Source organism: Streptomyces sp. NPDC006552, assembly GCF_040611655.1.
GTDB lineage: Bacteria > Actinomycetota > Actinomycetes > Streptomycetales > Streptomycetaceae > Streptomyces.
Genome location: NZ_JBEXOS010000062.1, coordinates 12,146 through 25,478 on the forward strand (window position 1 = coordinate 12,146; position 13,333 = coordinate 25,478).

Below are 13,333 nucleotides of genomic sequence, written 5' to 3' on the forward strand. Positions count from 1 at the left end.
AGCGTTAGCCTGGAGCGGTCACATCCCACCCGGGCCCAACGCAAGAATGAGGGGCGCAGCCACCCGTGCGCATCGCCAGATTCTCCATCGACGGGAACGTCGCCTTCGGCGCGGTCGAGGGCGACAAGCCAGACGAGCTCGTCCTCGACATCATCAAGGGCATTCCCTTCGCGGACTTCGAGCTCTCCGGCACCAAGGTCCCGCTGAGCAAGGTCCGGCTGCTGCCGCCCGTGCTCCCGAACAAGGTGATCGCCTTCGGCCGCAACTACGCGGAGCACGCCAGGGAACTGGGCCACGAGGTCCCGGACGCCCCCTTCGCCTTCTTCAAGCCGTCCACCTCGGTGATCGGCACCGGCGACGAGATCCAGTACCCCTCCTTCTCGCAGGAGCTGCACCACGAGGCCGAGCTGGCCGTCGTGATCGGCCGGATGTGCCGCGAGGTGCCGCCCGCGCGCGTGAACGACGTGATCCTCGGCTACACCGCCGCGAACGACGTCACCGCCCGCGACGTGCAGAAGCGCGAGAAGCAGTGGGCGCGCGCCAAGGGCTTCGACACCTCCTGCCCGCTGGGCCCGTGGGTGGAGACGGACCTGGACGTGGCGGCCGCCTCCGACCTCGGCATCCAGTGCACGGTCAACGGTCAGCAGCGCCAGCTCGGCTCCACGTCCCAGATGATCACGTCCATCGCGGACCTGATCGCCAACATCTCCGAGGCCATGACCCTCCTCCCCGGGGACGTCATCCTCACGGGCACCCCGGAAGGGGTCGGCCCCCTGCAGATCGGCGACGAGGTCGCGGTCAGCATCGAAGGCATCGGCACACTCACCAACAAGGTTGTCAAGCGTGGCTAGCGCACCCGTACGCGTCCGTTTCTGCCCGTCCCCGACCGGTAACCCCCACGTGGGCCTGGTCCGCACCGCCCTGTTCAACTGGGCCTTCGCGCGCCACAACCAGGGCACCCTGGTCTTCCGCATCGAGGACACCGACGCGGCCCGCGACAGCGAGGAGTCGTACGAGCAGCTCCTCGACTCGATGCGCTGGCTCGGCTTCGACTGGGACGAGGGCCCCGAGGTGGGCGGCCCGCACGCCCCGTACCGGCAGTCGCAGCGCATGGACCTCTACAAGGACGTCGCGGAAAGGCTTCTCGCCGCCGGCCGCGCCTACCACTGCTACTGCTCCACCGAGGAGCTGGACGCCCGCCGCGAAGCCGCCCGCGCCGCCGGCAAGCCGTCCGGCTACGACGGCCACTGCCGCGAGCTGACCGCCGAGCAGAAGCAGGCTTACGAGGCCGAGGGCCGCAAGGCCATCGTCCGCTTCCGGATGCCCGACGAGACGATCACCTTCACGGACCTGGTCCGCGGCGACATCACGTACGAGCCGGAGAACGTGCCGGACTTCGGCATCGTCCGCGCCAACGGCGCCCCGCTGTACACGCTGGTCAACCCGGTCGACGACGCGCTGATGGAGATCACCCACGTCCTGCGCGGCGAGGACCTGCTCTCCTCCACCCCGCGCCAGATCGCCCTGTACGCGGCGCTCAAGGACCTCGGCATCGCCAAGCAGACCCCGCTCTTCGGGCACCTGCCGTACGTGATGGGCGAGGGCAACAAGAAGCTCAGCAAGCGCGACCCCCAGTCGTCGCTGAACCTCTACCGTGAGCGCGGCTTCCTCCCCGAGGGCCTGCTCAACTACCTCTCGCTGCTCGGCTGGTCGCTCGCCGCGGACCGCGACATCTTCTCGATCGACGAGATGGTCGCCGCCTTCGACGTCGCCGACGTGCAGCCGAACCCGGCCCGCTTCGACCTCAAGAAGTGCGAGTCGATCAACGGCGACCACATCCGCATGCTCGACCCCAAGGACTTCGCGGCCCGCTGCGAGCCCTGGCTGAAGGCGCCGGTCGCGCCCTGGGCGCCGGAGGAGTTCGACGAGGCGAAGTGGGCGGCGATCGCCCCGCACGCGCAGACCCGCCTCAAGGTCCTCTCCGAGATCACCGACAACGTCGACTTCCTCTTCCTGCCGGAGCCGGTCTTCGACGAGGCGAGCTGGACCAAGGCCATGAAGGAAGGCTCCGACGCCCTCCTGGTCACGGCCCGCGAGAAGCTGGAGTCGGCGGACTGGACGTCCCCGGAGTCCCTCAAGGAAGCGGTCCTGGCCGCCGGCGAGGCCCACGGCCTCAAGCTCGGCAAGGCCCAGGCCCCGGTCCGGGTGGCGGTGACCGGCCGCACGATCGGCCTCCCCCTCTTCGAGTCCCTTGAGATCCTGGGCAAGGAGAAGACCCTGACCCGCATCGACGCGGCACTGGCGAAGCTCGCGGGCTGACCCGCGACAGCGGCACCACGACCGGCCCGGCCGACGGATCCACCCCCGTCGCCCGGGCCGGTCGGCGTTACGGTCGTGCCATGCCGCAGCAAGGCGCCCACCGCGCCATCAAGGCCATCGTCTGGGACATCGACGACACGCTCTTCGACTACGCCACCGCCGACGCGGCCGGTATGCGCGCCCACCTCACCGCCGAAGGTCTGCTCGACGCCGCCGGCACCGCCGAGCGGGCGCTCGCCCGGTGGAAGGCGCTGACCCGTGCGCACTGGGCCCGGTTCGAGGCGGGGGAGGTCGACTGGGAGGGGCAGCGCAGGGACCGGGTGCGGGAGTTCGTGGACCGGGCGCTGGACGACGCGGCGGCCGACGCGTGGTTCGCCCGCTACCTCGCTCACTACGAGGCGGCCTGGAGCCTGTTCCCGGACACCGTGCCCGTCCTCGACACCCTCGCCGCCGGCTACCGGCACGCGGTCCTGTCGAACTCCTCGCTGCACAACCAGGACCGCAAGCTGCGCGTCCTCGGCGTACGCGACCGCTTCGAGGCCCTGCTGTGCGCGGCCGAGCTGGGTGTCGCCAAGCCGGACGCCGCCGCCTTCCACGCCGTCTGCGACGAGCTGGGACTCGCGCCGCACGAGGTCGCGTACGTGGGGGACCAGCCGGACACCGACGCACGGGGAGCGGCCGAGGCGGGGCTGACCGGCATCTGGCTGGACCGGGCCGGGATCGGCGGCCGCCCGGAACTGGTCCGCATCACCGGCCTCCACCAGCTCCAGCCGCTGCTGGCCCGCGATACCCGTTTTGGAGCGCCGGAGACCTTCGGGTAATGTTCTTCCTGCGCCGAGGGAAGCGAGCCGAGAGGCCGGGCCCCGCAAGCGCAAGCCGAACAGAGATCCCCCCGGGGATTGCGTTTTGGTGGCCTATGGTGTAATTGGCAGCACGACGGTTTCTGGTTCCGTTAGTCTAGGTTCGAGTCCTGGTAGGCCAGCTCGCAGAGCTTATCTGCACCTGTGGATTCCAGATCCACGAAGCCCCCGTTGTGTAGCGGCCTAGCACGCTGCCCTCTCACGGCAGTAGCGCCGGTTCGAATCCGGTCGGGGGTACAGATCCTTCCCATGGGGACGGCACGGGTAGCTCCCACCGACCCCGATGCAGGATCGCTAGGGCCCCCGTTGTGTAGCGGCCTAGCACGCTGCCCTCTCACGGCAGTAGCGCCGGTTCGAATCCGGTCGGGGGTACGGGTCACACCCGCAAGGGTCTGAACCACCATGGCCTATGGTGTAATTGGCAACACTACGGTTTCTGGTACCGTCATTCTAGGTTCGAGTCCTGGTAGGCCAGCTCGCAGAGCTCATCTGCACCCGCGGATCACATCCGCAAGGCCCCCGTTGTGTAGCGGCCTAGCACGCCGCCCTCTCAAGGCGGTAGCGCCGGTTCGAATCCGGTCGGGGGTACAGAGACGACAGAGGCCCTTCCCGTGCGCGGGGAGGGCCTCTTCGCGTACGGCGGTGGGTGAGGCGTCGCGAAGACAACTCCGGCCGGTCGCTGCGGCGTTGGAGCGACCGGCCGGAACTGGCAGAAGTGCGAAGGGCGGGCGTCAGCCGGTGCGGCGCAGGGCCTCGGAGAGGCGGCCCGCGGCGTCGATCACGGCCTGGGCGTGCATCCGGCCCGGGTGGCGGGTGAGGCGCTCGATGGGGCCGGAGACCGAGACGGCGGCCACCACGCGGTTCGAGGGGCCGCGCACGGGCGCGGAGACGGACGCGACGCCCGGCTCCCGCTCGCCGATCGACTGGGCCCAGCCCCGGCGGCGGACGCCCGACAGCGCCGTCGCCGTGAAGCGGGCGCCCTGGAGGCCGCGGTGCAGCCGCTCCGGCTCCTCCCAGGCCATCAGGATCTGCGCGGACGAACCGGCCTTCATCGTGAGCGTCGAGCCGACCGGGACCGTGTCCCGCAGCCCGGAGAGCCGCTCCGCCGCTGCGACGCAGATGCGCATGTCGCCCTGGCGCCGGTAGAGCTGCGCGCTCTCGCCCGTGACGTCCCGCAGATGCGTGAGGACCGGGCCCGCCGTGGCGAGCAGGCGGTCCTCGCCGGCCGCCGCCGACAGCTCCGCGAGACGCGGGCCGAGAATGAACCGGCCCTGCATGTCCCGCGCCACCATGCGGTGGTGTTCCAGAGCCACCGCGAGACGGTGGGCCGTGGGTCGTGCCAGTCCGGTGGCCGCTACAAGTCCTGCGAGGGTCGCGGGCCCGGACTCCAGAGCGCCCAGGACAAGGGCTGCCTTGTCCAGAACGCCGACGCCGCTACTGTTGTCCATGCGTCGATACTCCCGTCTCACTCTGTGAAACGCAAGTTCAATTTTCCGGGGAACTTGCCACTCTGTACGGACACCGGCCCGCGGACCTACGGGCCGGGCAGCCGGCGTCCGGTACGGGGGGTACGAGCGACGGCGATCCGAATCTCTAGTTGGGCCGGCGCATGTGGTCGGTCGAAGGGAAAGCGATGGGTAGGACACTCGCGGAGAAGGTCTGGGACGACCACGTCGTCCGGCGCGCCGAGGGCGAGCCCGACCTCCTCTTCATCGATCTGCACCTGCTGCACGAGGTGACGAGCCCGCAGGCCTTCGACGGCCTGCGCAAGAGCGGCCGCCGGGTGCGGCGCCTCGATCTCACCATCGCCACCGAGGACCACAACACCCCGACCCTCGACATCGACAAGCCGATCGCCGACCCGGTCTCGCGCGTACAGCTGGAGACGCTGCGCAAGAACGCCGCCGAGTTCGGGGTGCGCCTGCACTCCCTGGGCGACGTCGAGCAGGGCGTCGTCCACGTGGTGGGACCGCAGCTCGGCCTGACCCAGCCGGGCACCACGGTGGTCTGCGGCGACTCGCACACCTCCACGCACGGCGCCTTCGGCGCGCTGGCCTTCGGCATCGGTACCTCGCAGGTCGAGCACGTGCTGGCCACCCAGACCCTGCCGATGGCCCGCCCCAAGACCATGGCGATCACGATCGACGGCGAGCTGCCCGAGGGCGTCACCGCCAAGGACCTGATCCTGGCGATCATCGCGAGGATCGGCACCGGCGGCGGCCAGGGATACATCCTGGAGTACCGCGGCTCGGCCATCGAGAAGCTCTCGATGGAAGCCCGCATGACCATCTGCAACATGTCGATCGAGGCGGGCGCCCGCGCCGGCATGATCGCCCCGGACGCCACCACGTTCGACTACCTCAAGGGCCGCGACCACGCGCCCGAGGGCCAGGACTGGGACGACGCGGTCGCGTACTGGAAGACGCTGCGCACCGACGACGACGCGGTCTTCGACGCCGAGGTGTTCATCAAGGCCGACGAACTCTCCCCGTTCGTCACCTGGGGCACCAACCCGGGCCAGGGCGCCCCGCTTTCGGCGGCCGTCCCCGATCCGGCTTCGTACGAAGACGCTTCGGAGCGCTTCGCCGCCGAAAAGGCGCTGGAGTACATGGGGCTGACCGCCGGGCAGCCGCTGCGCGAGATCAAGGTCGACACCGTCTTCGTGGGTTCGTGCACCAACGGCCGCATCGAGGACCTGCGCGCCGCCGCCGAGATCGTGGGGGGCCGCAAAGTCGCCGACGGCGTACGGATGCTGGTCGTGCCCGGCTCCGCGCGAGTGGGCCTGCAGGCCGTCTCGGAGGGCCTGGACAAGGTCTTCAAGGAGGCCGGCGCCGAATGGCGGCACGCGGGCTGTTCGATGTGCCTGGGCATGAACCCGGACCAACTCGCCCCCGGCGAGCGTTCCGCGTCCACCTCCAACCGCAACTTCGAGGGCCGGCAGGGCAAGGGCGGCCGCACCCACCTGGTCTCGCCCCAGGTCGCCGCCGCCACCGCCGTACTGGGCCATCTGGCCTCGCCGGCCGACCTGTCCGACGCCGACGCCCGTACGCCCGCTGGAGTCTGATCAGCCATGGAAGCATTCACCACGCACACCGGCCGGGCCGTCCCGCTGCGCCGCAGCAATGTCGACACCGACCAGATCATCCCGGCGCACTGGCTGAAGAAGGTGACCCGGGACGGGTTCGAGGACGGGCTGTTCGAGGCCTGGCGCAAGGACCCGGAGTTCGTGCTCAACAAGCCGGAGCGCGCGGGTGCCACCGTACTGGTGGCGGGCCCGGACTTCGGGACCGGCTCCTCCCGTGAGCACGCGGTGTGGGCCCTGCAGAACTACGGGTTCAAGGCCGTCATCTCCGCCCGGTTCGCCGACATCTTCCGCGGCAACTCCCTGAAGAACGGTCTGCTGACCGTGGTCCTGGACCAGAAGACCGTGGACGCGCTCCAGGACCTGGCCGAGCAGGACCCGACCGCCGAGATCACCGTCGACCTGGAGAAGCGCGAGGTGCGCGCCGAGGGCATCACCGCCGCCTTCGACCTCGACGAGAACTCCCGCTGGCGGCTGCTGAACGGCCTCGACGACATCAGCATCACGCTGAGCAACGAGGACGACATCGCCGCCTACGAGGCGAAGCGGCCCGCGCACAAACCGCGGACCGTCCAGGTCTGAGCCGCCTGCGGACAAGGCTCATTCCGGCCACATCCGCGGCCCCCGTACCCCCAATCGTGCAACGGTTGGGGGTACTTCCGCGTCCGGCCCCGAAGACCCTCGGGCGGGGTGCGCGAGGCACCCGCGCGACCTGCCAACTCCCTTGATTGCCCGGGGTGTTCCGCGGGTAGGCGAGTCCCGGTGCCGCTGCGGACGAGGGCGCCGCGTACGGGCTCAGGAGGCCCTTGTGGGGCGGGAGTTACCCCCTGCGGAGGCGACAACTCGCCCCAGATGGCACAATCTGTGCATGGAACACGACGGCCAACTCCCGATGTACGCGGCCGTCGCGGACCAGCTCAAGGAAGCGCACGCCAGAGTGCGCGCACTGCAAGTCCCGGAGGGCGTACGGATGGCGCTGGCCCGGAAGCTGCTGGCCATTACGGCCGCGGCCAAACACGATCTCGCCGGTGCGGCCAGACGTCTGGAGCGATTCGGTGCGGACCTCGACGACTTCGAAGAGGGCTCCCGCACGGAAGAGGAACTCTGAGACGGCCGAGTTCGTTGCGGCACAAGGGTGATTAGCCCGTTTCGTGTTTGATTTGCGGTATATATCTGCCTAACGTGCGAAAAAGCCGGGGCGAAAGAGATTCGTTCCGGCAATGTCTCCGAAGGGGAAGACGTGAACAAGGCGCAGCTCGTAGAAGCGATTGCCGACAAGGTCGGTGGCCGTCAGCAGGCCGCCGACGCCGTCGACGCGGTACTCGACGCCGTCGTCCGTGCCGTGGTCAACGGTGACCGCGTCTCGGTCACCGGCTTCGGTTCGTTCGAGAAGGTGGACCGTCCGGCCCGTTACGCCCGCAACCCGCAGACGGGTGAGCGCGTCCGGGTCAAGAAGACCTCGGTCCCGCGTTTCCGCGCCGGACAGGGCTTCAAGGACCTCGTCGCGGGCTCCAAGAAGCTCCCCAAGAACGACGTCGCGGTCAAGAAGGCGCCCAAGGGCAGCCTGACGGGCGCCGCTTCGGCGACGGTCAAGAAGGCCGCGGCCAAGAAGACGACGGCCAAGAAGGCCGCCGCCAAGAAGGCGACGCCGGCGAAGAAGACCACGGCCACCGCCAAGAAGACGGCGCCCGCGGCGAAGAAGACCACCGCCACCGCCACCGCCAAGAAGGCGTCGCCCGCCAAGAAGGCCACGGCGACCAAGGCGACCGCCAAGAAGGCGACCCCGGCCAAGAAGGCCACCACCGCCAAGAAGGCCACCGCGAAGAAGACCGCGCCCGCCAAGAAGGCCACGGCCAAGAAGGCGCCCGCGAAGAAGTCGACCGCGCGCAAGACCACCGCCAAGAAGACCACCGCCCGCAAGAAGTAAGGGCGTACGCCTCAAGGCTGCTCACGCGCCGGGCCGGGCTCTCCTCGGGGAGCCCGGCCCGCGGCATGTCCACCCAGCTCAGCGGGGGTGCGAGCGCTCAGAAGGTCTGCAGGGTCACGAGCACGATCTGCCGTGCCCCGCCCTCGCCCCGGACCTCGATCCGCACCCGCTGGCCCGGCCGCAGCAGGCGAAGACCGCCGGCGTCGAAGGCGGCGGCGTCGAACGGCAGCGGCGTGCCGTCGTCCAGCAGCACGCTGCCGGAGCGGGAATCGGAGTCGTACGTGTACGCGGTGGCCTGCATGCAGGCAGCGTACTCAGTCCATGCTCAGCAGCCCGGCCGCGGCCCTCGCGGTGTACGGGCCGACCCCCAGGATCAGCGCCGTCCGCAGATCGTCACCGGTGTCCACGTCCTGGCGGACGGAATCGACCTCGCCGGGGACGAGTTCCACGGCGCCCGACGCGGTGTGCCGGGAACGGGAACCCGTACCGAATGCGGGAAGCAATTCCGCGCCCGGTCCCGCGGACAGGAGCGTCGTGCCGATTCCGGCGGCGTCAGGGAGAAATGCCCGGGGAAATGCGGCCGCCGCGCCCAGAACGCGCGCCAATTCGGCGGGACGCAGCGCCGGGAGATCCGCGTTCAGCGCCGCCACCGCCGCGGCGGGACGCGGCGCGCGGACGGCGGCCGCTCCGTGCGCGAGCGCCGCATTGAGTCCGGCCCGCGGTGTGTCGGGCACGATGCGCGCGCCGAGCGCCGCCAGTTCCCGTCCGGCGAGGGCGTCGTCCGTGACGACCACCACATCACCGACGGCCGGGCAGGCCCGCGCGGCGGCCACCGTGTCCTGCGCGAACGCCAGCGCCAGGTCCGGGCGCAGGCCCCCGGCCGCGGGCGCCAGCCTGCTCTTGGCCCGCACCAGCGGTTTCAGCGGTATCACCAGGGTCCACTGCACGCGCCTATTGTGACCTGTGCATGAGGGGCCCCGGTGCGTAAGGCCAGGTACGCGAGGTGCGTACAGGGGCGGTGACGCGCGACGGGCGGGCGTACGGTGTTCTCGACAGACCGGTGGCCTGGGGCGACACTTGTGCGGCCCGACGGGGTCCCACGTGCATGGTCCTAGAGGAAGGTGTCCGAGTGTCCCGCCGCAGAATCGGGTTCTGGTACCGCTTCGCAGCGGTCCTCTGCAAACCCCCCCTGGTGGTTCTGTTCAAGCGGGACTGGCGCGGAATGGAGCACATTCCGGCCGACGGCGGTTTTATCACCGCGGTGAACCACAATTCACATCTGGACCCGTTCCTCTACGCGCACTATCAGTACAACACCGGGCGGGTCCCGCGTTTCCTCGCCAAGCACGGCCTCTTCAAGAAGGGGTTCGTGGGGGCTGCGATGCGCGGCACCGGACAGATTCCCGTCTATCGCGAGTCCACGAACGCGCTGAGCGCCTTCCGCGCCGCGATCGACGCCGTCGAGCGCGGTGAGTGCGTCGCCTTCTATCCCGAGGGAACACTCACCCGCGACCCCGATCTGTGGCCGATGACCGGTAAGACCGGCGTGGCGCGCGTGGCACTGCAGACGCGGTGCCCGGTCATTCCCGTCGGCCAGTGGGGCGCCACCGAAGCGCTCGCCCCGTACGCCAAGAAGCCGCATTTCTTTCCGCGCAAGACGCACCACGTCCTGGCCGGCTCTCCGGTCGACCTGACGCGTTTCTACGACCGGGAAATGACGCCGGACCTCCTGAAAGAGGTGACCGAGGTCATCATGGTCGAGATCACCTCCCTGGTGGCGGAGCTGCGCGGCGAGCAGGCCCCGGGCAAGCGGTACGACCCCCGCGAGGCGCGCATCGCGCAGCGCCGCAAGTTGCGGGCGCAGAGCGGCAGTTCGGAGGAGACGAAGTGACCCGACCCGTCAGGACAGCGGTCTTCGGCACCGGCTCGTGGGGCACGGCCTTCGCCATGGTGCTCGCGGACGCGGGCTGCGAGGTCACGCTCTGGGGCCGGCGCGGCGAACTGGTCGACGCCATCAACTCCACGCACCGGAACCCGGATTACCTGCCCGGCGTGGAGCTTCCCGCGAGCCTGCGGGCGACGACCGACGTGGCCGAGGCCGCGGCGGACGCCGAGTTCACCGTGCTCGCCGTGCCCTCGCAGACGCTCCGTGCCAACCTCGCCGCATGGGCGCCCCTGCTCGCCCCCGACACCGTGCTCGTCTCGCTGATGAAGGGCGTCGAGCTGGGTTCGGCGATGCGGATGAGCGAGGTCGTCGAGGACGTCACGAAGGTGGGTGAGGACCGCATCGCGATCGTCACCGGACCGAACCTCGCCCGCGAGATCGCCGCCCGCCAGCCCGCCGCCGCCGTCGTCGCCTGCCGCGACGAGGCGGTCGCCCAGCGCCTCCAAGTCGCCTGCCACACCCCGTACTTCCGGCCCTACACCAACACCGACGTGGTCGGCTGCGAGCTGGGCGGCGCCGTGAAGAACGTCATCGGTCTCGCCGTCGGCATCGCCGACGGCATGGGGCTCGGCGACAACACGAAGGGCTCGCTCATCACCCGCGGCCTCGCGGAGACGACCCGGCTCGGGCACGCCATGGGCGCCGACCCGCTGACCTTCTCCGGACTCGCGGGCCTCGGCGACCTCGTCGCCACCTGCTCCTCGCCGCTCTCGCGCAACCACACCTTCGGCACGAACCTCGGCAAGGGCATGACGCTGGAGGAGACCATCGCGGTCACCCGGCAGACCGCCGAGGGCGTCAAGTCCTGCGAGTCCGTGCTCGACCTGGCGCGCCGGCACGGCGTCGACATGCCGATCACCGAGACGGTCGTCGGCATCGTCCACGAGGGCAAGCCGCCGGTCGTCGCCGTGAAGGAGCTCATGTCGCGCTCCGCCAAGCCCGAACGACGCTGAGCGACGGCGGCACGACGCGGCTCCGCAGCGCTGACTCCGGTACTACCAGCAGGTACGCTCATCGCGATATGAGCAGCGAGAACCTCCCCCAGAGCCCCAGCCGTGCGAGCGAGCGTCCTGCGAGCGGTCAGAAGCCGCGCGTCGCTGTCGTCTTCGGTGGTCGTAGCTCCGAGCACGGCGTCTCCGTCGTCACCGCCGGCGCCGTGCTGCGCGCCATCGACCGCACCAAGTACGACGTCCTGCCCATCGGCATCACACGCGAAGGGCGCTGGGCGCTGACGGCGGACGACCCCGAGCGGATGGCGATCACCGACCGCAAGGTCCCCGACGTCGCCGACCTCGCCGACTCGCCCGAGGGCGGCGTGGTGCTCCCGGTCGACCCGGCCTCGCGCGAGGTCGTCTACACCGAGCCGGGCTCCGTGCCGAAGGTTCTCGGCGACGTCGACGTCGTCTTCCCCGTCCTGCACGGCCCCTACGGCGAGGACGGCACCATCCAGGGGCTCCTGGACCTCTCCGGGACGCCGTACGTCGGCTGCGGCGTGCTCTCCTCGGCCGTGGGCCAGGACAAGGAGTACATGAAGCGGATCTTCACGTCCTTCGGACTGAAGGTCGGCCCCTACCTCGTCGTCCGGCCGCGCGAGTGGGAACGCGACCAGGACGGCACGCGCCGGCGCATCGCCGAGTTCGTCGGCGAGCAGGGCTGGCCGCTGTTCATCAAGCCCGCGCGCGCCGGGTCGTCCATCGGCATCACCAAGGTCGAGTCCTTCGAAGGGCTCGACGAGGCGATCGAGACCGCCCGCGCCCACGACCCGAAGGTCATCGTCGAGGCGGGCATCGTCGGCCGGGAGATCGAGTGCGGCGTCCTCGAGTTCGAGGACGGGCCCCGGGCCTCGGCCCCGGCGGAGATCCCGCCCGTGCAGGCCCACGACTTCTACGACTTCGAGGCCAAGTACATCGACTCCGCCGCCGGGATCGTGCCCGCCCCGCTCACCCCGGAGCAGACCGCCGAGGTCCAGCGGCTCGCCGTCGCCGCCTTCGACGCCGTCTCCTGCGAGGGGATCGTCCGCGCGGACTTCTTCCTCGCGGAGGACGGCGAGTTCGTGATCAACGAGATCAACACGCTGCCCGGTTTCACGCCCATCTCGATGTACCCGCGGATGTGGCAGGAGAGCGGGGTCGGCTACCCGGAACTGGTGGACCGCCTGCTCCAGGCGGCACTGCGCCGCCCGACGGGCCTGCGCTAGCGCTCCGCCGGCCCGGACCGGTCAGAAGGCGAGCCCCTCGGGGATCGCCTTCTTCAGCGCCGGGGCCAGATCCACCAGCACACCGGACGCGTCCCGCCCCTTCTCCGTACGCACCTCGACATACGCCTTGCGACTGGCGGTGGTGTAGCGGTACGACCCGTCGTCCTGCTTCTCCATCAGCCAGTCGACCCCGTTCACCCCGCCGGCGACCGCGTCGGGGTCCCCGCCGTCGGCCACCGTCGGGTCGACCATCTTCGGGGGCCGCGCGACACCGCAGCGCAGTATGATCGCGTTGCTTCCCCAGGCCGCGGTCAGCGTGGACGCGGGTTCCGGGTCCGCGCGGCGCAGACCGTCCACCGTCGACGGCAGGACCTCGTCCAGGTTCCGGCAGAGTTTCGCGGCCGCCGCGCCCGGACGGGGAACCACGACCGACGCGCTGCCGTCTGCTGAGGAGCAGCCCGCCGCGGCGGCCAGCAGGCAGAGCGCGGGCAGCCCGATGAGACGACGGAGCCGGGAACGCGAAGAGTTCACCGGCACAGGGTAGACGGGGGCTACAGGTGGACGACCGGGCAGGTCAGGGTGCGGGTGATGCCGTCCACTTGCTGGACCTTCGCGACCACCATGCGACCCAGCTCGTCGACGGTGTCGGACTGGGCCCGCACGATGACGTCGTAGGGGCCTGTGACGTCTTCGGCCTGGATCACTCCCGGAATCTTGGCGATCAGCTCGGCGACGGTCGACGCCTTGCCGACTTCGGTCTGGATCAGGATGTACGCCTGTACCACGGAACCTCCAGGGCGGCCACGAGGATCATGTGGGGGAAAGGGACGCCACGGTATCGCGTCGCCGCTCGTCGCGGGGAGACCCGGGGTGGCTGTGGCGTACACACCGTCGGCGCGGCGGCCGCGCAAGTGATCGTAGGGGGCAGGCCCATGAGCGAAGTGGAGGGCGCGCCCATGACAGAAACCGTACCCATGACAGAGTCGGCTCGCGACCGCAAGCA

The 13,333-nt window shown here is 70.2% G+C and carries 15 protein-coding genes and 5 tRNA genes; 15 read left to right on the forward strand and 5 right to left on the reverse strand.

Annotated elements, in window-relative coordinates; all coding sequences use genetic code 11:
• The first annotated feature begins 65 nt into the window (after nt 1-65).
• The 8 genes from ABZY33_RS28360 (at nt 66) to ABZY33_RS28395 (ending at nt 3,767) form a co-directional block, all read left to right on the forward strand.
• Entirely contained in the window at nt 66-851 is a 786-nt protein-coding gene (locus ABZY33_RS28360; protein ID WP_356494533.1) for a fumarylacetoacetate hydrolase family protein, read from the forward strand.
• Nucleotides 835-2,319, forward strand: coding sequence for a glutamate--tRNA ligase (gene gltX / locus ABZY33_RS28365; protein WP_356494534.1), 1,485 nt, complete (start codon nt 835-837; stop codon nt 2,317-2,319). The genes ABZY33_RS28360 and gltX overlap by 17 nt, the downstream gene beginning before the upstream one ends.
• 80 nt (nt 2,320-2,399) lie before the next feature.
• Nucleotides 2,400-3,140 (forward strand): HAD family hydrolase, encoded by a 741-nt coding sequence (locus ABZY33_RS28370; protein ID WP_356494535.1) that lies wholly within the window; start codon nt 2,400-2,402, stop codon nt 3,138-3,140.
• 89 nt (nt 3,141-3,229) lie between these two features.
• A tRNA-Gln gene (locus ABZY33_RS28375) sits at nt 3,230-3,301 on the forward strand.
• Nucleotides 3,302-3,343: 42 nt separating this feature from the next.
• Nucleotides 3,344-3,416 (forward strand) — tRNA-Glu (locus ABZY33_RS28380).
• 62 nt (nt 3,417-3,478) lie between these two features.
• Nucleotides 3,479-3,551, forward strand: a tRNA-Glu gene (locus ABZY33_RS28385).
• A gap of 31 nt (nt 3,552-3,582) precedes the next feature.
• Nucleotides 3,583-3,654 (forward strand) — tRNA-Gln (locus ABZY33_RS28390).
• Between the two features lie 40 nt (nt 3,655-3,694).
• Nucleotides 3,695-3,767 (forward strand) — tRNA-Glu (locus ABZY33_RS28395).
• A gap of 143 nt (nt 3,768-3,910) precedes the next feature.
• Here ABZY33_RS28395 and ndgR read toward each other — a convergent pair.
• Nucleotides 3,911-4,627 carry an IclR family transcriptional regulator NdgR gene (gene ndgR, locus ABZY33_RS28400; protein WP_324767461.1) on the reverse strand — a complete coding sequence of 239 codons (717 nt, stop codon included), beginning with the start codon at nt 4,625-4,627 and terminating at the stop codon, nt 3,911-3,913.
• Nucleotides 4,628-4,812: 185 nt separating this feature from the next.
• On the opposite strand from ndgR, the gene leuC reads away from it, so the two are divergent.
• The 4 genes from leuC to ABZY33_RS28420 all read left to right on the forward strand — a co-directional run bounded on the left by leuC (nt 4,813) and on the right by ABZY33_RS28420 (nt 8,188).
• The gene (leuC, locus tag ABZY33_RS28405; protein ID WP_356494536.1) at nt 4,813-6,243 is read left to right on the forward strand and encodes a 3-isopropylmalate dehydratase large subunit; all 1,431 of its coding nucleotides are present in this window, start codon (nt 4,813-4,815) and stop codon (nt 6,241-6,243) included.
• Nucleotides 6,244-6,249: 6 nt separating this feature from the next.
• The gene (leuD, locus tag ABZY33_RS28410) at nt 6,250-6,843 is read left to right on the forward strand and encodes a 3-isopropylmalate dehydratase small subunit (RefSeq protein ID WP_356494537.1); all 594 of its coding nucleotides are present in this window, start codon (nt 6,250-6,252) and stop codon (nt 6,841-6,843) included.
• A 286-nt stretch (nt 6,844-7,129) separates the two neighbouring features.
• On the forward strand, nt 7,130-7,369 hold the full coding sequence (locus ABZY33_RS28415; protein WP_356494538.1) for a hypothetical protein: 240 nt from the start codon (nt 7,130-7,132) through the stop codon (nt 7,367-7,369).
• 132 nt (nt 7,370-7,501) lie between these two features.
• Complete coding sequence (locus tag ABZY33_RS28420; protein ID WP_356494539.1) at nt 7,502-8,188, forward strand: HU family DNA-binding protein; 687 nt, start codon at nt 7,502-7,504, stop codon at nt 8,186-8,188.
• Nucleotides 8,189-8,285: 97 nt separating this feature from the next.
• Here ABZY33_RS28420 and ABZY33_RS28425 read toward each other — a convergent pair whose 3' ends face one another.
• Together ABZY33_RS28425 and cofC are read right to left on the reverse strand one after the other, a co-directional pair.
• Nucleotides 8,286-8,489, reverse strand: a complete 204-nt coding sequence (locus tag ABZY33_RS28425) for a hypothetical protein (RefSeq protein ID WP_356494540.1) — start codon at nt 8,487-8,489, stop codon at nt 8,286-8,288.
• A gap of 13 nt (nt 8,490-8,502) precedes the next feature.
• The gene (cofC, locus tag ABZY33_RS28430; RefSeq protein ID WP_356494541.1) at nt 8,503-9,135 is read right to left on the reverse strand and encodes a 2-phospho-L-lactate guanylyltransferase; all 633 of its coding nucleotides are present in this window, start codon (nt 9,133-9,135) and stop codon (nt 8,503-8,505) included.
• 182 nt (nt 9,136-9,317) lie between these two features.
• On the opposite strand from cofC, the gene ABZY33_RS28435 reads away from it, so the two are divergent.
• From ABZY33_RS28435 to ABZY33_RS28445, 3 genes are all read left to right on the forward strand, one after another.
• Complete coding sequence (locus ABZY33_RS28435; protein WP_356494542.1) at nt 9,318-10,079, forward strand: lysophospholipid acyltransferase family protein; 762 nt, start codon at nt 9,318-9,320, stop codon at nt 10,077-10,079.
• Nucleotides 10,076-11,086 (forward strand): NAD(P)H-dependent glycerol-3-phosphate dehydrogenase, encoded by a 1,011-nt coding sequence (locus ABZY33_RS28440; protein ID WP_356494543.1) that lies wholly within the window; start codon nt 10,076-10,078, stop codon nt 11,084-11,086. The genes ABZY33_RS28435 and ABZY33_RS28440 overlap by 4 nt, the downstream gene beginning before the upstream one ends.
• Nucleotides 11,087-11,154: 68 nt before the next feature.
• Nucleotides 11,155-12,330 (forward strand): D-alanine--D-alanine ligase family protein, encoded by a 1,176-nt coding sequence (locus tag ABZY33_RS28445; protein ID WP_356494544.1) that lies wholly within the window; start codon nt 11,155-11,157, stop codon nt 12,328-12,330.
• Between the two features lie 21 nt (nt 12,331-12,351).
• Here the strand turns inward: ABZY33_RS28445 and ABZY33_RS28450 are convergent, their stop codons facing one another.
• Nucleotides 12,352-12,861, reverse strand: coding sequence for a DUF3515 domain-containing protein (locus tag ABZY33_RS28450; protein ID WP_356494545.1), 510 nt, complete (start codon nt 12,859-12,861; stop codon nt 12,352-12,354).
• A 20-nt stretch (nt 12,862-12,881) separates the two neighbouring features.
• Nucleotides 12,882-13,115 carry an Lrp/AsnC ligand binding domain-containing protein gene (locus tag ABZY33_RS28455; RefSeq protein ID WP_356494546.1) on the reverse strand — a complete coding sequence of 78 codons (234 nt, stop codon included), beginning with the start codon at nt 13,113-13,115 and terminating at the stop codon, nt 12,882-12,884.
• Nucleotides 13,116-13,333: the final 218 nt, after the last annotated feature.

Coding starts and splice junctions, on each gene's coding strand:
- ABZY33_RS28370 (WP_356494535.1), top strand. CDS start 2,400: ATGCCGCAGCAAGGCGCCCACCGCGCCATCAAGGCCATCGTCTGGGAC.
- ndgR (WP_324767461.1), bottom strand. CDS start 4,627: ATGGACAACAGTAGCGGCGTCGGCGTTCTGGACAAGGCAGCCCTTGTC.
- leuC (WP_356494536.1), top strand. CDS start 4,813: ATGGGTAGGACACTCGCGGAGAAGGTCTGGGACGACCACGTCGTCCGG.
- leuD (WP_356494537.1), top strand. CDS start 6,250: ATGGAAGCATTCACCACGCACACCGGCCGGGCCGTCCCGCTGCGCCGC.
- ABZY33_RS28415 (WP_356494538.1), top strand. CDS start 7,130: ATGGAACACGACGGCCAACTCCCGATGTACGCGGCCGTCGCGGACCAG.
- ABZY33_RS28425 (WP_356494540.1), bottom strand. CDS start 8,489: ATGCAGGCCACCGCGTACACGTACGACTCCGATTCCCGCTCCGGCAGC.
- ABZY33_RS28445 (WP_356494544.1), top strand. CDS start 11,155: ATGAGCAGCGAGAACCTCCCCCAGAGCCCCAGCCGTGCGAGCGAGCGT.